This is a genomic window from Viridibacillus sp. FSL H8-0110, from assembly GCF_038003565.1.
GTDB lineage: Bacteria > Bacillota > Bacilli > Bacillales_A > Planococcaceae > Viridibacillus > Viridibacillus arenosi.
Window position 1 is genome coordinate 2,247,447 of sequence record NZ_JBBOPJ010000001.1, and the last position, 18,300, is coordinate 2,265,746.

The 18,300-nt window shown below is 33.2% G+C and carries 20 protein-coding genes; 15 read left to right on the forward strand and 5 right to left on the reverse strand.

Annotated features, from left to right (window positions below; all coding sequences use genetic code 11):
* The first annotated feature begins 133 nt into the window (after nucleotides 1-133).
* Nucleotides 134-328: a hypothetical protein gene (locus MHH98_RS11245; RefSeq protein ID WP_038181765.1), complete on the forward strand. Its 195-nt coding sequence runs from the start codon at nucleotides 134-136 to the stop codon at nucleotides 326-328.
* Between the two features lie 119 nt (nucleotides 329-447).
* Here the strand turns inward: MHH98_RS11245 and MHH98_RS11250 are convergent, their stop codons facing one another.
* Nucleotides 448-1,437, reverse strand: a complete 990-nt coding sequence (locus MHH98_RS11250; protein ID WP_340712855.1) for an NADPH:quinone oxidoreductase family protein — start codon at nucleotides 1,435-1,437, stop codon at nucleotides 448-450.
* 121 nt (nucleotides 1,438-1,558) lie between these two features.
* Between MHH98_RS11250 and MHH98_RS11255 the strand changes: the two genes are divergently transcribed.
* From MHH98_RS11255 to MHH98_RS11265, 3 genes are all read left to right on the forward strand, one after another.
* Complete coding sequence (locus MHH98_RS11255) at nucleotides 1,559-2,158, forward strand: TetR/AcrR family transcriptional regulator (protein WP_038181762.1); 600 nt, start codon at nucleotides 1,559-1,561, stop codon at nucleotides 2,156-2,158.
* 529 nt (nucleotides 2,159-2,687) lie between these two features.
* Nucleotides 2,688-3,122 carry an IDEAL domain-containing protein gene (locus tag MHH98_RS11260; protein ID WP_038181758.1) on the forward strand — a complete coding sequence of 145 codons (435 nt, stop codon included), beginning with the start codon at nucleotides 2,688-2,690 and terminating at the stop codon, nucleotides 3,120-3,122.
* Between the two features lie 190 nt (nucleotides 3,123-3,312).
* A complete protein-coding gene (locus tag MHH98_RS11265) occupies nucleotides 3,313-3,528 on the forward strand; it encodes a hypothetical protein (RefSeq protein WP_038181755.1) in 216 nt (71 codons plus the stop codon).
* Between the two features lie 272 nt (nucleotides 3,529-3,800).
* Here the strand turns inward: MHH98_RS11265 and MHH98_RS11270 are convergent, their stop codons facing one another.
* Complete coding sequence (locus tag MHH98_RS11270; protein ID WP_038181751.1) at nucleotides 3,801-4,406, reverse strand: hypothetical protein; 606 nt, start codon at nucleotides 4,404-4,406, stop codon at nucleotides 3,801-3,803.
* Nucleotides 4,403-5,041: a hypothetical protein gene (locus tag MHH98_RS11275; RefSeq protein ID WP_038181748.1), complete on the reverse strand. Its 639-nt coding sequence runs from the start codon at nucleotides 5,039-5,041 to the stop codon at nucleotides 4,403-4,405. Before MHH98_RS11275 ends, MHH98_RS11270 begins: the two co-directional genes overlap by 4 nt.
* Nucleotides 5,042-5,313: 272 nt before the next feature.
* Here MHH98_RS11275 and MHH98_RS11280 point away from each other — a divergent pair, with 272 nt between their 5' ends.
* The 9 genes from MHH98_RS11280 to MHH98_RS11320 all read left to right on the forward strand — a co-directional run bounded on the left by MHH98_RS11280 (nucleotide 5,314) and on the right by MHH98_RS11320 (nucleotide 13,335).
* Nucleotides 5,314-6,435 carry an ABC transporter substrate-binding protein gene (locus MHH98_RS11280; protein WP_038181744.1) on the forward strand — a complete coding sequence of 374 codons (1,122 nt, stop codon included), beginning with the start codon at nucleotides 5,314-5,316 and terminating at the stop codon, nucleotides 6,433-6,435.
* A 27-nt stretch (nucleotides 6,436-6,462) separates the two neighbouring features.
* Nucleotides 6,463-7,470 (forward strand): FecCD family ABC transporter permease, encoded by a 1,008-nt coding sequence (locus MHH98_RS11285; protein ID WP_038181740.1) that lies wholly within the window; start codon nucleotides 6,463-6,465, stop codon nucleotides 7,468-7,470.
* The gene (locus MHH98_RS11290) at nucleotides 7,467-8,288 is read left to right on the forward strand and encodes an ABC transporter ATP-binding protein (protein WP_340712857.1); all 822 of its coding nucleotides are present in this window, start codon (nucleotides 7,467-7,469) and stop codon (nucleotides 8,286-8,288) included. Before MHH98_RS11285 ends, MHH98_RS11290 begins: the two co-directional genes overlap by 4 nt.
* A 501-nt stretch (nucleotides 8,289-8,789) precedes the next feature.
* On the forward strand, nucleotides 8,790-9,173 hold the full coding sequence (locus tag MHH98_RS11295) for a hypothetical protein (RefSeq protein ID WP_038181734.1): 384 nt from the start codon (nucleotides 8,790-8,792) through the stop codon (nucleotides 9,171-9,173).
* 289 nt (nucleotides 9,174-9,462) lie between these two features.
* On the forward strand, nucleotides 9,463-10,449 hold the full coding sequence (locus tag MHH98_RS11300) for a ketoacyl-ACP synthase III (protein ID WP_076035328.1): 987 nt from the start codon (nucleotides 9,463-9,465) through the stop codon (nucleotides 10,447-10,449).
* 295 nt (nucleotides 10,450-10,744) lie between these two features.
* Nucleotides 10,745-11,260: a hypothetical protein gene (locus MHH98_RS11305; protein ID WP_038181727.1), complete on the forward strand. Its 516-nt coding sequence runs from the start codon at nucleotides 10,745-10,747 to the stop codon at nucleotides 11,258-11,260.
* A gap of 368 nt (nucleotides 11,261-11,628) precedes the next feature.
* On the forward strand, nucleotides 11,629-12,735 hold the full coding sequence (locus tag MHH98_RS11310; RefSeq protein ID WP_340712860.1) for a copper amine oxidase N-terminal domain-containing protein: 1,107 nt from the start codon (nucleotides 11,629-11,631) through the stop codon (nucleotides 12,733-12,735).
* Nucleotides 12,736-12,971: 236 nt separating this feature from the next.
* Nucleotides 12,972-13,106 carry a hypothetical protein gene (locus tag MHH98_RS11315; RefSeq protein WP_268746460.1) on the forward strand — a complete coding sequence of 45 codons (135 nt, stop codon included), beginning with the start codon at nucleotides 12,972-12,974 and terminating at the stop codon, nucleotides 13,104-13,106.
* A 28-nt stretch (nucleotides 13,107-13,134) separates the two neighbouring features.
* A complete protein-coding gene (locus MHH98_RS11320) occupies nucleotides 13,135-13,335 on the forward strand; it encodes a hypothetical protein (protein WP_038181719.1) in 201 nt (66 codons plus the stop codon).
* A gap of 283 nt (nucleotides 13,336-13,618) precedes the next feature.
* Here the strand turns inward: MHH98_RS11320 and MHH98_RS11325 are convergent, their stop codons facing one another.
* Nucleotides 13,619-13,942, reverse strand: a complete 324-nt coding sequence (locus MHH98_RS11325) for an NUDIX domain-containing protein (RefSeq protein WP_340712861.1) — start codon at nucleotides 13,940-13,942, stop codon at nucleotides 13,619-13,621.
* Nucleotides 13,943-14,845 (reverse strand): pentapeptide repeat-containing protein, encoded by a 903-nt coding sequence (locus MHH98_RS11330; protein WP_076035326.1) that lies wholly within the window; start codon nucleotides 14,843-14,845, stop codon nucleotides 13,943-13,945.
* A gap of 264 nt (nucleotides 14,846-15,109) precedes the next feature.
* Between MHH98_RS11330 and MHH98_RS11335 the strand changes: the two genes are divergently transcribed.
* Entirely contained in the window at nucleotides 15,110-15,889 is a 780-nt protein-coding gene (locus tag MHH98_RS11335; protein WP_076035325.1) for a GNAT family N-acetyltransferase, read from the forward strand.
* A gap of 885 nt (nucleotides 15,890-16,774) precedes the next feature.
* Nucleotides 16,775-18,211, forward strand: coding sequence for an NADP-dependent glyceraldehyde-3-phosphate dehydrogenase (locus MHH98_RS11340; RefSeq protein WP_076035324.1), 1,437 nt, complete (start codon nucleotides 16,775-16,777; stop codon nucleotides 18,209-18,211).
* Nucleotides 18,212-18,300 lie beyond the last annotated feature (89 nt).

Genomic DNA, 18,300 nt, shown 5'->3' on the forward strand with positions numbered 1-18,300 from the left:
ATACACTCAAGTTGCAACTGATAAATTTAGCATTAGTTTATCTTATTTCCGGTTTATGTTAATAGCTGAACGTACCTGATTGTTGGTTTTTATAGTTTAATAGTTCAGAGAATAAGGTGGAGGATTAAATCGAATGATAATTGTTAGTTTTATAATAATTGCTTGGATACTTAGTTGGTTTAAGTTTGAGCAGATTTTTATTCAAGCATTTAAAGAACTTTTTAACAAGGAAATTTCTACGGCCAGCTACTATTTCATATTCGCATGTTTAGGCGCAATTGGCGATATAGTGGCACTATTAAATGGTAGTTATTTTGATAAAATTTAATATGTTTTCATGCTTTTAAATGTGAAGTTTTATTTTTGAATATTCATTGTATTTAATAGTTTTAAGTAGAATTAAAGTAAAAAAAGTGACGAGAATTTATATATCTCGTCACTTTTTTATTATAATTTTACAAGTGTTCTACCTTTTGCTTGCCCCTTAAGAAGGATAGGGAGAACATCTGGAAGTTGTTGTAGTGTTACTTCTTGCTGTATGAATTTTTCTATGTTTTTTGGCTTGAAATCTGTCGCTAAACGGTCCCAAACTTTCATACGTGTTTCCATAGGACAATACACAGAATCAATTCCAAGTAAATTTATTCCTCTTAAAATAAATGGGAAGACGTTTGTCGGAAGTTTAGTCCCTGCTGTTAATCCACTTACTGCTACTGAACCGCCGTATTGAATTTGGCTTAATAAAGATGCTAGTGGTTCGCCCCCAACTGAATCGACGGCTGCAGCCCATTTTTGTTTGCCTAACGCTCTAATTTTCCCATCAAATACCTCTTCACGAGAAACAATTGTAGTGGCCCCAAGGCTTTTCAAAAATTCTTGTTCAGATTCTTTACCTGTACTTGCCTCAACTTGATAACCAAGAGTTGAGAGAATAGAAACTGCAAAGCTACCAACACCTCCAGTTGCACCTGTTACAAGTATCTTACCCTTTTCTGGAGAAACACTATTTTCTTCTAATCGCAGAACGGAAAATGCCGCAGTAAAACCAGCTGTTCCAATAATCATTGCTTCTTTTATCGTAAGGCCTTTTGGAAGTGGAACTATCCAATTAGCTGGAATACGGGCATACTCACTATAGCCACCGAAATGAGAGACACCAATCTCATAGCTAGTCGCAATAACTTCATCACCTTCATGAAAGCGAAGGTCATTAGATGAAACTACGATACCTGCTAAATCAATTCCAGGAACAAAAGGATAGGTGCTAACGATATTACCATTTGGAATAGTAGCCAAACTATCTTTATAATTGATCGATGAATAGGATACTTTGATTAACACATCACCTTCGGGTAAATCTTCTAGAGTTAGATCTTTAACTTTAACCGTAAAATCATCCTCTTTATTTACTACCAATGCTTTAAATCTATCTATCATTTGAACCACCCCTGTATTATACTTCGACTTTAGAATAACAAAATTATTCTGACCGGTCAAAATAATTTTGTTAAGTTTAAATTAATGTATAATTGTTTTATTAAGTTTTACGGAGGTAACTATGAAAAAGAAAGAAGAAGTACGAAAAACACAAATAATGAAAGCAGCCTATAATGCAGTTTCGGAATTAGGTTATGATAACGTCACTCTACAGCATATTGCGGATAATGCTGGCGTATCAAAAGGGGTTGTTCATTATTATTTTAACAGCAAACAAAACATACTATTAGAGTTACTAGAATCCATCACAAACCAAATTTATAGATATGAATTAGAAGCGATTGATAAACACCAAACAGCTATTGAAAAACTTAAAGCTTATCTTGACGCAGTTTTTATTTCACCGCAAAAGAATAGAAAGTTTTACAGTGTCTATTTAGATTTTTTAGCTCAAGCAAATGGAAATGAAGACTATAAAAGAATAAACATGAACTTTTATGAGAATTGCTGGGGAATTGGGAAAGAGATAATTGAATTAGGCAAAAAAGAAGGTGTATTTAGACAAGAGAGTGACACATTAACAAATGCAAAAATGATGAGAGCCCTTATTGATGGTTCATTAATTCAATGGTTAACATGCAATGAAGAAGAGCTACATCAATTCTATAAAGATTCCTGTATAAATAGCATCTTAAATTTACTACAATATTCGAAGGAATAGGTTGAAAATGCTGTGATAAACAATTAGTAACAGTTGATGGAAACGAATTAAAAGAAGTTGTTTAAATGAAGATTTCCCGGCTAATAAGGTCTGAACTCGTTGTTGAACAGAGTTCGGGCCTTTTATTTTTTCCTTCAATATCTTTTCAACATTATAATATTGCGGTTAACTACTGAACTTAGACAACTAAGCTTATGCTATAGGTTATCTGGTGCATTATGTTTCTAATGCCATTGAAATGAAACTTTTAAAGCTAGGTTTTATAGAGTTAAAGGTGTTGTAAAAGCTAATGATGTAAATGAAGCTCTATTGGTATTAGAAAAACGTGTAATTGTTGAAAACAAAATACATATGATTATGTTTGTGTGTTGTTTAGAAATTGTTAAATTTATCGAAGTTGTATAAGAAAAACAACCAGTTGTTGTTTCTCTTTTGGAATACATTATATAAAGTCTGAAAATTCAAAACATTATACAGGTATTTATCGCGAACTAATATATAAAGACTGATTGAGGAGGCGTAGGATCATATGGAAGTATTGTGTTATGAACCAAGTAAAATACGGATAAATTCTAGAAAAACACTAATAATGGACTTTTTAGCAGGTGATATTGTGATTAAAATCAATGGTGAATTGTACTTTTTAGAGTCAACCAATGGACATTGCATAGAATTTGATATAAATAAAAATTGTATTGTAAATGATAACTCCACTTATAGGTTCACTAATAATACAGTACTTACCCTTCGAGACCTTGCTGAAAAAAGCAACCTTATTGCGGTTATTAAAACATATACAAATCGTTTCGTTACAAAATTACAAAAGTTAAATGAACCACAAATATCACCAGAAACGGATAAGCTCATTGCTGAAATTGAAAAGAAAAATTTAGAGTGGCTGATTGATATTGCATTAGACATGAGAGATAAAGAAATGTTTTTTAAATTAATAAAAGGACCATAGATTAAAAGTTGCCATATGTATTCAATTCTTAATCTAAAGTTATTTAATTATCCTAATATTTTGAATTTATTACTCGAAAAGATTTATAATAAAGAGAGAGTATTTATAAGCAATTATTAAATACACATTGGATTGGTGACTATCCAAAAAAGTCGAGTAGTGTAAATTCTTCATCATTAGGGGTGTATAAATGACTGAACAAATTAGTATTTTTACCTTAAACGGCATATCTGAAGATCCATTATTTAAAAAAATTGAGCAGTTGCTGGTCGGAGAACAGGTTATGATCCAAAGTTACATGGTGGAGCGTACAAACAAATTTTACGAAATTCAAAATGATGAGGTACATGAATGCTTTCAAACCACTCAAGAATGCTGTAACTATATTGACAATATAGACTATTGAATGTCATTAACAACATCACAGATACAAAAAGAATTAAAAGAATAGAAGTAAAGCAAATATATGTGAAGACATACCAATTTGACTAAGTACCTATATTAATGAACTGATTAAGAAAATTTTGATGAAATGATTAAAACCAATACCCTTGCAACAATGAATGAATAGGAGGGTATTGGTTTTATCATGTTGATATGAAAAAACGGTATTAGTAAACACGAATAATTTGTCTACTTGGGAGGGTGAATTCCAACAGAAGTATTTTAGGTTTTTATTTATATCTTACCTTCCGCAAGCCACGGAATAAAGCCGTCTAAAAATCTCTCTGTAGCTGGCATGAAATAAGCTCCGAAATGATAATCTGGATCTAATGTAGTGATTATTAATGTCCCTTTCGTGCTGACTTTATCAACATACATAACAGCGCCACCATCTTCGGTTGTAATTAACTTTTCAGCTCCATTTGGTGGCCAGAAAACACCGTGCTGATGCCAAGTAGCATCGGTTAATGTAAGATAATTAAACAAGTCATAGTGAGGAGCGGCTAATACTAAACCACTTTTCGCTCCTTTTTCAAGCCACCACCAGAAATTCGTTTCGCGCTCCTCCCATTTTTGGTTCGGAAGCCATTCCCAAGGCTGTGGACCAAATGCAACTACAATCCCGCCGTTATTAGCAAATGAACGTACTTTGTTTGCTGCACGCATTAATAATTTTTCGTTTAATTGAGAAGGGAAGAGGAGTACGTCAAATTCCTCTAATACTGTTTGCTCGAATTCTGGAAAATAGATTAGTTGGGTAATATATTTGTTAAATTTAGGTTCATTAAACGTTCGGTTATGGGGGGCATTGCCACTCATAATTACTGCTATTTTTCTCATATGTTTTTACTCCCTTGATGTAAAGCATTAATTTCAGAATGTATCCATTGTAGTAATTGTTCACTAATACGGTCTGTTGTTTTGTTTTGTTTGTAATACCAAATAAGGTCTTTACCTGCATGTGCTAAAATGGTGCCTTTAGTTGTATTGCGGTCAATATACGTGACAGGTTCATTGTTTGGCAATGTGACCAGTACTTCTGCATCCGTTGGTATAGGATGGTGACCACGTGCAAAGAAGCCCGATACACCTTTGTTGTATGTCATATCGTCAGGGTCAACACCTGCAAATATCCCTTGGTCTTTTATGATAGTAAGAGCGTAATCACTATGGTGATTAATGGTTTTCGGGATGAAATGACTAGCACCAGGTAACCAATCAATATACAGATGTCCACAGAAAACAATTAGTTTTTCATCATTTAAAAATTGTTCGATTAATCCTTTATGTATAGCTAGAAAGCGTTGGTCAACGAATTCAGGGATGATCAATGCTTGAATAGAAGATAAATCTGTTTTATCTAAATCATACTGATCAATCAATGTCATATTGTCATTGATAAAAGGGTTAGTTCTTCGTTCAAGTCCAAATGCATTGCCTGGATCTAAAATTAAAATCTCTTCTTTAGTTGTCATAATAATCCTCCAAAATGCTTGTGAATGGTGTATATGCCTATAATTGATTTCATCTTATCATTAATGATAATCATTATCAAATAGAATTTGAATGAATATATGCTAAAAAAGAACATATAAGAAAAAAATAACAAATGGTTACTAAGTTGGTTTGTTGAAAAATGTCGAAAAGTATTGACTCTTAGGATTAGTATCCTGTAAAGTATAAAGTGATATTGATAATCATTATCATTCGTTTATTTGAATCAAATTAATTTAGGAGAGTTGAACTTATGAATTGGAAATACCCATTATCAGCATTAGCCATTTCTGCGTTATTAGTAGGTTGTAATCAGACGGACAATGCTAATAAATCATCATCAAAAGAAACAGTAGAATCGAAAGAAGAAACTATTATAAAGGACGAATTAAATCGCGAAGTAAAAATTCCAACAAACCCTGATCGCGTTGTAGTAGGTGGCATCCTACCTTATTTTTCTACTTGGTATGTTGCTACTAATTCTACAAAAGAGATCGTGGGTATGCATCCAAACTCATTTAATGCTGCTTCGCATTCAATCTTAAAAGACATTTCACCAGATATTTTAAAAGCGGATACATCTTTTATTAAAAATGGTGAAGTGAATATAGAGGAATTGATGAAAGTTAATCCAGAAGTCTATTTTGAAATCGCATCGGACGAGAAGTCAATAAATAAGTTAGAAGAAGCAGGTGTTCCCACAGTCGCACTACAAGCAACATCAGATTCGGATGATCCATTAGAAATATTAAATCGATGGTTAACATTAACTGGGGAAATTACAGGAACAACAGATAGACCAGAGCAAATTATCGATGAAGGTAAAAAGTATCAACAAGAGATTAATGATAAGCTTGCAAATGTCAAAAAAGAAGATAAGCCAAAGGTAATGATTCTTCAATACCATAGCGATAAAGAAATATCAGTAGCAGGCTCTAATATGCATGGCAATCGATGGATTAAAGCAACTGGTGGTAAAGATGTTGCAGAGGCTGATGTTCAAGGAATTAAAGCAGTCAATATGGAACAAGTGTATAAATGGGATCCAGATATCATCTACATTACAAATTTTACCGAAACACAACCAAAGGACTTGTTCAATAACACGATTAAAGGACAAGACTGGAGTCAGTTAACAGCCGTGAAAAATAAACAAGTGTTCAAAGTACCTCTGGGCATTTATCGCTGGTATCCACCAAATGGAGATGCACCTCTTATGCTGAAATGGATGGCACAGCATAACCATCCAGAATTATTCGATTATGATATGACTGAAGAAATTCAAAAATACTACTCAAAATTCTATAACTATGATGTAACAGAAGACCAAGTAAAAGACATATTAAATCCATCTTCTGAAGCTGCAAAGTATTAAGAAAACAACAAGTGAAGGTGAATTGAAATGAGAAAAAATACTTTGAAATGGGCTATATTATTACTACTGCCAATACTATTTGGTTTCTTGTCACTTAGCATAGGTCGCTATCAGGTAGATTTAGTAGTACAAATGAAAATTTTATTATCTCATGTGTTTGATATCGAGCAAACGTGGTCACAAATGGAAGAAACAGTTGTTATGAAAATCCGTTTGCCTCGTATTCTACTTGCAATGCTAATTGGTGGCGGTTTGTCTATTGCTGGTGCAGCATTTCAAAGTATGTTTGCGAATCCATTAGTTAGTCCTGATATTCTTGGAGTTTCTGCGGGTGCAGGATTTGGTGCTTCACTTGGTATTTTGATTATTGGTCATGGCTTTACTACACAAATTTTTGCTTTAATAATGGGTATTCTAGCTATTCTATTTACATTCATAATTAGCGGTATGAAGAAGAATATGCCGATATTTATGATGGTTTTAGCAGGTGTTGTAACAAGCGCTTTGTTCCAAGCACTCATCTCATTAGTGAAATTTGTTTCAGATCCAGAAGAAAAATTACCGTCTATTACATATTGGTTAATGGGGAGTTTAGGAACAGCTTCTTACAAAGATCTATGGGTAGCTGGGCCACTCATATTAATAGGTATTATTATTTTATATGCCCTAAGATGGCGTATGAATATCTTATCTTTATCAGATGAAGAGGCACGTTCTCTTGGTGTATCCACTACGAAATTAAAATGGCTGGTTATTTTTGCTGCGACATTGATAACGGCTTCTGCTGTTTCAATCTCCGGCATTATTGGCTGGGTAGGCTTAATCATTCCACATATTGCTCGAATGATTGTTGGGAGTAATAATCAATATGTCTTGCCTGCATCAGTTTCAATCGGAGCAATTTACTTATTAGTTATTGATACACTAGCTCGTTCGATTACAGCTACCGAAATTCCTTTATCCATTTTAACAGCGATTGTAGGAGCTCCATTTTTCGCTATATTACTTAGAAAAACAGGCGGTGGCTGGCAATGATATTAGCAGTAAAAGATGGGAATTTTTATTATAGTAAAGGGAAAATTAAAGAAAAAACTCCTTTTTTGTATCATGATCCAATCAACTTTGAGTTAAAGCCAGGGGAGATTTTATCAATTTTAGGTCCAAATGGTGCAGGTAAAACAACAATGTTGAAATGTATAATGGGATTGCAGCCTTGGAAACAAGGGGCATCTTATTTAGACGGTAAACCAATGAGTTCTTTACCCCAAAAATTCATTTGGCAACAAATTGGTTATATACCTCAAGCATCCAAAATGACATTTGCTTATTCAATTTTAGATTTAGTTATAATGGGTAGGGCGATTTATATCGGGGCTTTTTCAAAACCTTCTGATATCGATCGTAAATTGGCATTTGAGGCACTCGAATCTGTAGGAATAGCTCATTTAGCAGAGCAATCTTGTAACTCAGTAAGTGGTGGAGAATTACAGCTGGCACTTATTGCACGTACTCTCGTGTCTAATCCGAAAATCCTTGTTTTGGATGAACCAGAATCTCACTTAGATATTCATAAACAGAAAATAATATTAGAAACTATTCAAAATCTTGTCCGAGAGAAGAATATTTCTTGCATTATAAATACGCATTATGCTAATCACGCAATCTATTTTGGAGATAAAGTATTATTAGTGGCGAAAAACAAACCTGTTATCACAGGAAATGTAAATGAGTTATTAAATGAAAAGAACATGTTGACTTACTTTGGTATTAAAGTGAAGAAACTACAAATGACAAATCAAAATTTAACATTTAGTGTACTGGTTCCTGAATATTTTGGAATGAAAACAATTTAATAGCAAAATGATTGTAAAAGAAAAAATCCTCTTTAAGTAGATACTGATACACTCTACCTAAGGGGGATTTTGTTATGCCATAAAAACAATAAATACTTTTACATGTCAATGAATTCAAAAAGCAGTATAGATGGGGAAAAAAAGAAGAAACCATAAAAACATCTAAGTTTTTATTTTTAGAGTAATCGCGTTCATTTGTTTGATTATTATAGTATTTATTTCCATTTTATTTAAGGCAAATAATGGGCAATATATATGTAAGCAAAAATCAATTGTACGCCTTTTATATTTTCAAATCGCTTTTGATTTATAAAATGATATTAATTATATTTATGAATCTAAATCCAATATGAAGTTAACACATTACCAAGTAATTCAGCTGTAACTTTTACACGATTGTTGCAAAATATGAGGTTTTTTTAGCAAAGGGAGTACATATTACTTATTCAATAATTGTGTAATACACTCAGGTGAAAATATATTAAAGGGAAGGAGATATTAATGGTCAAGAAAATATCTATTTTAGTTTTGTTTTTATTCATACTTGTATTAACTGGTTGTGTGAATGATGAAGCAGCAAAAGAAGAGATCATTTCAGATGAATCATTTGATGTTGAAAATGTTGATTTTTATAAAGGTAAGGCAATGGAGAGCAATCAAGTAATTGTTGAAACAGCAGACATGATGTATAGAGAGAACGCTACAGTTTTTACATTTCAAAAGGGTGATAGTAGTACGACAAAATTAAAGAAAACTAAAACCAAAGCAGAATATGACAAGATTAAAATTAGATATATACTAGAAATTGGAAAAGAAGATTTAAAAGAAATAAGTACTCGGTATAGTGATGTGATTAAAAATACGTTACCAATAGATGATCATTGAAACTGCTGTATATATAAAATAAAGATTGTTCAAAAGTAATCCGTACATCCCTAAAATAGCGCAATTAAAAAGAATTCGTTTATACAGAACGAATTCTTTTTTGTAGTGGAGAGCATATCCAAACATACTTCTGACTTATAATCCTTCTGTTATCAGCTAGTATTAAATAATAAAAACGAGGTAACTATTAAATTAAAACGTAAAAAGTGTATTTATTTAATAATATTTAGTACCAGGTGCTATAAATAAGTGTTAATATAATTATGATAAATAACTTGGAGGTTTTTTTATGTTTCAATCAAAAGCGAGAATAACAGCTATCGGTTCGTATGTACCTGAACGAACATTAACTAATACAGATTTAGAAATACTTGTTGAGACAAATGATGAATGGATAGTGCAACGTACAGGAATAAAAGAGAGAAGAATGGCGCGAGAAGATGAGTTTACAAGTGATTTAGCTTATCAGGCTGTTCTTAATTTAATGGAGCGATTCGATAAATCTGTTGAAGATGTGGATTTAATCATCGTTTGTACGATGACTCCTGATTACAAAACGCCAAGTGTCGCTTCTACGCTGCAGGCAAAGTTAGGTATAAAGAATACAGGCGCTTTTGATTTAAATACTGCATGTTCCGGCTTTACTTACGGATTATATGTAGCTAATGGGATGATCACATCAGGATTAAATAAAAAAGTCTTGGTGGTTGGGTCTGAGACTTTATCTAGAATTACTGATTATACCGATAGAGCTACATGTATTCTATTTGGAGACGGAGCTGGAGCAGTACTTTTAGAATATGATGAACAACAACCAAGTTTCATTTCTTCACATATAGGTTCTGAAGGTGAAGGTGGCAAGAGTTTATATTGTTCAAATTTATCTAACATGATGAATGGTGAAGAAATATTAGACAACGGAAAATTTGTTCAAAATGGGCGAGCGGTATATAAGTGGGCTGTCACAACAGTACCAAAAGGGATGAGAACGGTATTGCAAAATGCTTCAATGGAATTAAAAGATGTAGATTGGTTCGTCCCTCACAGCGCAAATCTAAGAATGATTGAGTCAATATGTGAGAAAAGCGACTTTCCTATTGAGCAAACATTATATAGCCTAGTGGATTATGGTAATACTTCAGCAGCAACAATACCACTATCATTAGATCAAGGTGTTCGTGAAGGCAAAGTTAAGAACGGAGATAAAATCTTATTATACGGATTTGGCGGTGGTTTGGCACACGCAGGATTACTTATCAATTGGACGGTTGAATAGAGAAGTTTAAAAGGCCAAATATTTACAAGAAAACTAAGTAGATATAGGGCAAATTTGGGTTATGTAATTATAAATTTATATATAAGATTCATAAAATTTGATATGAAGCAAGAAAGATGAGTGGCTGTGGTCACTCATCTTTTATTTTGGATGATTTCAATAGTTTTAGTAGTGAAAATTTATTAATGACAATGCATAAGTTGCATCTATTATCGATAAATATAAAATAGCATTCATTTTAGTACATACTTAAAGATTAGCAATATGAGAAGGTAAAGAAAGGTGATTAAAAATCATGATTAAGAAGACGATTATTTTACTTTTTTTTATAATGATTATCTTAATGTTACTAACTTTTTCAATAAAGCCTACTATTAATTTTGATAATAATTACTATGCTCAAAAGATTTCAGATGCACTTGATACATATATAGAAAGCGATGAGCTAATCGAATCTCTTACAATCAAAAATGGAAAAACCTTTTTTTATTCGGATATATACCGTAAAACAATTCAAATCTTTTACTTTGAAGATGGAATACTTAGTTATAACGGCAAAATGAACTATGAAGTGTGGAAGAGAAAGGACCACGAAGGCGATCCAGTAGAATGGATATATCATGAGTTAGAAAATGGTGAAAGTATTATTTGGGGAGTATCACTTACAGATGATACTATAGAGATAAATAATAAAGTAAAAGTTCAAGATTATATTCAATTAGAAAATGGAGTTAACGTCTTTTTCTCGAAAAATAAAGCAGAACTTAATTTACCTATTGAAGTGACATTGAAAAACAATCAAACACAATGAATGATTGGAAAATAGTATGCAATATTCATTCTGCAATTAATACAAATACAAAGGAACCGCTTCTTCTTTATATAAGGTGCAACTAACCTAACTAAGTTATAAATTTAAGGTTCAAATCTCATATGATTTGAACCTTTTGCTTTTGTTAATTTAATATGTTTTATTCCAATTTATATATGTAAGTTTATTATTCACCTGTATGTGTGTAAAAGTTAAAACTTGAAAGGTAACTTACATACAGACTAAAACTTTTATTTGATAAAACTAAACCTGTATTTTAGTTATTTTGACAAGTAGACAATCTGAAAAATCGAATTACTTAAACTTCCAATTCATGTATAATTAATGATATATAAGGAGTGATAGTGTTGAATAAAACAAATAAGTTGATTAGCTCATTGTTACTTAGCGGATCGATACTGACGTTAGGTTTAACAAGCTCAATCGAACCTAATGACATAGTGGATTCAAAACAAAAGATAGATGCTGCTGCCGATAATCATAGCAATATCACGATGGTTGCTGCGACAGTTAAGTACAAGGTGACCATCAATGGTAAACCTGTATCTCTTCATAATAGCTCTATTAGAATAGGCCCTAATCATATATTACCTGCAAAAAGCTTTATAAGACTCTTAAGCGGAACTACTACTTTTAATAGCAAAACTAAAGTGTTAACTATTAAAAGTGATGGTACAACTTCTACAATCAAACAAGGATCTAAAGTAGCTACTGTAAATGGCAAGAAAATAACGCTATCGACAAGTGCTCAAGCAATCAATGATGTATTCATGATCCCACATGATCTAGTGGCCAAAGCTACAGGCACAAAAGTTTCTATATCAACAAGTGCAAAGACAATTGAAATCACTCAGGCTTCACCAATAATCCCATCGCGTATCAAGACTAAATATCAAGGCCATACATATGGTGCTGATAACCAATACCAGTATGATAAAACAATGGCTTATGTTAATAATTACTTCAAGAACTACAAAAGAAGATTTGTTTTTGGTTTTTGGCAACACGAACAATATGTGGATTACTTTAAAAACGGGGTAAAAGTACCGCTTGATTATATTAGTGGAGATGATTATTATGAAGGTTTGGATGCCGCTGAGCGTTGGGGTGAAGATTTAAGAAATAATAAAGTACCTTACTCCCAGATTGTGAAAGTCGCTGAGGTTGAGCTGGAAGCTAGAGATTTTTTACGTGTCGCGCCATTTTACAGTCGTAATGTAGATGATTACGATGTATATTCTGCATACCACATCTTATACAAACGTAAAGGTGATTCAGACTCTTATGCACATGCACAACAAATTGTATTTGATATGAACGGTTATAAAACTAGAGTAGTATCTATACCACCTTTTTCATGGCTAGAAGTACAAATAAACGGAAAATGGTATATTCAATACGATGAATATTGGGGTGACACATGGAGACTTTCTACTTCATCAGGGATTCAATAGTTGTTTGCTCCGTGAATTCTATTGCAATTGAAGTTACATTCAGCGAGACATGATTTTTTTGAGGGTACTTGTTTATTTCCACTAATACTATTAGAGTGGGGTAAATATTCTCATTAGTAAATCAAGGAATAGGAACGATATTAGTTCAAGCTGTTGTAGAATTTACAAATAAAAGTGAATGCTCGATGCTAAAATTAGTTACAACGTATGATCGTATGATAAGGTGGGGAGTTTAAATGATATTCTTTATAATTATTCTGCTTCTAGTTTTTTCATATGACTTTACTAAAATGAGAAATCAAATGGATCGGATTATCGAGCAAAATGATGAAATGATTCAGCTAATGAAAAAAAGGAAAGAAGAGGAATAGATGCTATTTAGCTTAGAGAGTGAAAACATTGGTATTTGAAACATTATCAAGCCAACTTTCTGTAGTGATCACTCTAGCTTTTGGCGTATTGTTAATTGTTCTATATCCACTAATACATAAAGAAAACAGATACTTTGCTTGGTTAAGCCTTATCAGAGCATTTAGTAAACAACCGATTGAAGAGATATCTATATTTTTGAAACAGGTAGGAATGGATATGGAAGAGTGATAATAATGCACAGATAATCCCAAAGAATATATTATCAAGACAACAATAAAAAAGGCAGATAAATTAAAGGACATTATATATATTATATGTAATGTCTTTTCTTCAACTAACGATCCCTATTAGAAGAAATTTTAATCTCCAACACGTAAAAACTTTGGAGGTTTTCTCTGTACAAAATGTTTTTCAATAGACTTAAGAACTTCATCATTTCCGGGTAATGAGACTGTTTCTATCGCATCCTCAAAAGACAACCATTGATAGTCGCTATGTTCATCATTTAATTTTACATCTTGATGGTCTTCCACAAATCCAATAAATACAGGGGCAACATATATATAATTTTCTTGAGGTGAATATATTGGTCAAATTTGTTAGATGCATATAATAATACATTTGTAATCCCTGTTTCTTCATTTATTTCTCTGAAAGCAGCTTCCCAAGCCTTTTCACCTTCTTCAATACTACCACCAATATAACACCAAACATTCCGAAGAACAGAAGTATTTCTTTTTAAGAGTAACACTTTATATTCATCTTCTATCTTTTTTAATAAAACGGTCGCAATCCCTGTACATCGTATTGGGACTTCAAAATATTCTTCACTCAATCAAAACACCTCTTTGTTTTTATATCTCTTTTCACTTACAGTCCAGTGTGTTGGACGTGAAAGCAAATGCGGTAATTTTGTTTGTTCATCACCTTTTGCAGCATTAACTTGAACTTGTGTGAGAAAGATACTGCCAGTTAGATTTGCCCCTCTTAGATCGGTATCTCGGAAATCAGCTCCAATAAGGTCAGCCATGCGTAAATCTGCGTCTCGTAAGTCTGCCCCAATAAGATATGCCCCTCTTAAATTAGCTCCTCTAAAGTCCGCACCTCTAAGCTTTGCCCCCATCAAATCTGCTCCTCGACGGTCAAGTGTTTTTCTTTTTTTAGAGTCCATATGCTGAGAGATTACTTTGCTTCTTACAAGTTCACTAGTGTTTAAAAGTAAAGCATTAACTACTACTCGGTGTGATGGTACATCTAGCTTTAAAAGTTCATCTGAACTAAGTTGGCTAAGTCGTTCCGTTTCATGAAGTGCAGTGCTAAGTTTTCTATGTATTGGACTTGCTTCCTTCAAATTCAGCGCTTCAGTCAGATACCAGATCATTTCATGAAGTTGATGCATAGTTGGGAAAACATCAAACATTTTCTGCGCTATTTGTGTATTTTCGCGCCAGTCGATTCCTTTAAATGTAGTTTGAGAAACTTTTTGTCCTGCACCGAAGCAGTCAAAAACTGTACAACCTTTAAATCCCTCTTGTCTCAGATTATTATGAATGCTACATCGAAAATCCGATTGCAAATTAGAGCATGGCTTACCCGCCACTTTATCAATTGCAAAATCAACCGAAGCTGCGAAGGGGAGCGCAACACAACATAAACCAAAGCAGTTTTCACAATCTGCATGTAAATCACTGCGACTAATATCGAGTTTTGGAATAGGTAAATCACTATTATCAATCATTTAGTGTACTTCCTTTGCTTAGTATTTTAATAAATTAATATGTAATTTGAATAAATAGTTAGTTTGGTATTAAGATTAGAAAAAAACATTTTCTATTTTTTTTATGTTATCATTGTTCAAATTTACCAGTCAACTTTTGGATGTATTTACATAAATTTATTTATAGGAAATATCTTATAAATCATACGACTCAATAATATATATGGATAAATTTGCTATAATTATAAAAACGCTATAAAAACTATATGAGAAAGGAGCGACAACATGAATAAAAATGAACTAATATCACTATTCCATAAAGAACTTAGACAAGAAGCTCAAACACAAAGTTATTTAAGAGAGGAAACAGAGCATGTAGTACGACACATTTCACAGTTTGGCGAATCAGGATTCATAGTCACATCTAATGTAAATGAAGATAATGCAAGAACAATCATAAAGCAGGAGTTAGACTATTTTAGTAACCTAGGACAAGATTTTGAGTGGAAGGTGTATAGCTATGATAAGCCTGATAGTTTGAAAGATATTCTTGAACAAGAAGGCTTTAGAGTAGATACAGCAGAAGCTCTTATGGTGATGAAGCTAGATGATCAGCATCACTTGCTAAAAAACAATCAATATTTCGGTTTAAAGGAACTAACGGATGAAAAAGGCATTCAAGATATTGTTGATCTAGAAGATGCAATCTGGAATGAATCACATGCTGAGCTGGGTAAACGGCTTTGGAGAGATAAACAAAATAATCCTGAAGCCTTATATCTTTATGGGATATATGAGGAGGCTAAGCTCGTAAGTGCCGCATGGATGTACATAGAGGCCAACTCATCGTTTGCAAGTTTATGGGGAGGTTCGACGCTACCTATGTATAGAGGAAAAGGATACTATACATCTTTGCTAGCTGTTCGCGCAAAAAAGGCATTTGAAAAAGGGCATCCTTTCCTTACTGTTGATGCCAGTCCAATGAGTAGACCAATCCTTGAAAAGAGTGGTTTTCTTTGTCTAGCATACTCTTACGGTTGTCAGTCGCCTTCTAGTAAATTGTAGAACATCCTTTCAAAATTACGAGCATGTTTATTGAATAAGAAATATAAGAGTGATACATAATTTATTTAACTCCTATGTATCACCCTGTATCATTTATTACTTTAGGGATATTGATAACATATACTAGGCTAACTTTGAAATGAAGGAATCGTTTTTCTCTTTGCTAAGGAAGCACCTGATGTGCTGAAGCAGTTCTCTTTAAATAAATGATGAAATTTATTAAATGAGTAAAGCTAGTACTATGGACGGGCAATAAACCGCATCAACAGGTAGTAGTCCAGCATATAATAATTGTCATCGTCTTTGATATTCACAGCATTGGAGACAAAGACATTTGACTTCTTAGTTTATCTCCCATACTTTCTTCTGCTGCCTGTCCTTCTCTGAAAATGGCTTCGATTATTCGATAAAGACTTGCATGTGTAAATGATTTAAAAATAATCAAAAGGAATTTATGTATAATTCGAGAATTATAAGAATATAAGGTATAGATTATTTTGGAGGGGATATTCATCAATAAAAGGGTCAGAGTAATGATTAGTTTAATTAGTTGCCTGATTTTATGTGTTTTTGGGGTGTATAGTTTAATAACTGCAAGTGCATCTGTAATTCCAGCTGTCTTATTTACCATTGGTGGTTTTATTGGATTTATAGATGGAATTTATGAAATTAAAAACTTTTATATTGCATGACCGTTTGAAGTGAATGTGAATGAACTTTAAAAAGAAAACACCGTACCCTGATATTAGCAATATCAAGGTACGGTGTTTTTTACATATTTTTAAAAAAGCTCATGATGTCGTAGGGTTAAATGACGGAATTATAAGTATGACAACTGAAAACAAGTAAATAATAGTAAAACATCGGATTATTGGAGGAGGCATCATGGCTAAAAATTATCAATTTTATATAAATGGAGAATGGCGTGAAAGTCGCTCAAAAGCAAGTATAAGCATTTTATCGCCTTATTTACGTGAGGAAATTGGCCACGTTCAAGCTATTTCTCAGGATGAAGTAGATGAAGCAATAAACGGCGCAAAACTTGCCCAAAAAGAATGGTCTCAACTTTCTGTACGTGCTCGTGGTGAATATTTATATAGATGGGCTAATGAATTACTTGCAATGAAAAACGAAATTGCTCAATCTATCATGGAAGAAGTAGGTAAAACATTTAATGATGCGGTAAAGGAAGTGGAACGTACTGCAGATTTTATTCAATACACAATAGAAGAAGCAACACATATGCAAGGGGAAAGTATGTTGGGCGAAAATTTCCCAGGGGGAAATCGCTCTAAAATTGCGGTGACTCATCGTGTCCCACTTGGAGTCATTCTTGCCATTTCACCGTTTAACTATCCCGTGAACTTATCTGCCGCAAAGATTGCGCCATCTCTAATTGTGGGAAATGCAGTTATTTTCAAACCAGCAACTCAAGGTGCAATTAGTGGTGTGAAAATGATTGAAGCTCTTCACAAAACAGGCTTACCAAAAGGCGTTCTTAATCTTGTAACTGGACGAGGATCTGTTATTGGTGACTACCTTGTTGAGCATCCTGACATCGATATGATCTCATTCACAGGCGGAACAGAAACTGGACAACATATTGCAAAAATTTCGAACATGATTCCACTTGTAATGGAGCTTGGAGGAAAAGACCCAGCTATCGTTCGGGAAGACGCTGATTTAGTGTTTACTTCGAAACAAATTATTTCAGGAGCATATTCATATTCAGGCCAACGTTGTACAGCAATTAAACGTGTTCTTGTAAACGAAACTGTTGCTGATGAATTAGTATCATTATTAAAAGAAGAAATAGAATCCTTAACAGTAGGTTCTCCTGAAGAAAATAATATTATTGTACCGCTAATCGATGATAAATCTGCAGACTTTGTACAAGGTTTAATTGATGATGCATTAGAAAAAGAAGCTACATTAGTTGTGGGAAACAAACGTGAAGGAAATCTAATATACCCGACCTTACTAGACAATATTACAACAGATATGAGAGTTGCTTGGGAAGAACCGTTTGGCCCAGTACTTCCTATTATTCGAGTGAAATCAGATAAAGAAGCCATTACACTAGCAAATGCGTCGAAATTTGGTTTACAAGCAAGTGTTTTTACTAAAGACATAAATAAGGCATTTACTATAGCACCTCAAATTGAAGCAGGTTCTGTCCAGATAAACGGAAGAACAGAACGTGGACCTGACCACTTCCCATTCATAGGAATCAAAGGTTCAGGTATGGGAACACAAGGTATAAAACGGAGTATAGAAGCAATGACTCGTGAAAAAGTTACAATTATAAATATTTATGAATAATTAACTTTAGAGAATCCTCTCCACTCAAAATAAAAGGGGCGTCCACAATTCGTTATCGACTTAATGGACAGCCCCTTTTCAGTGTGCTT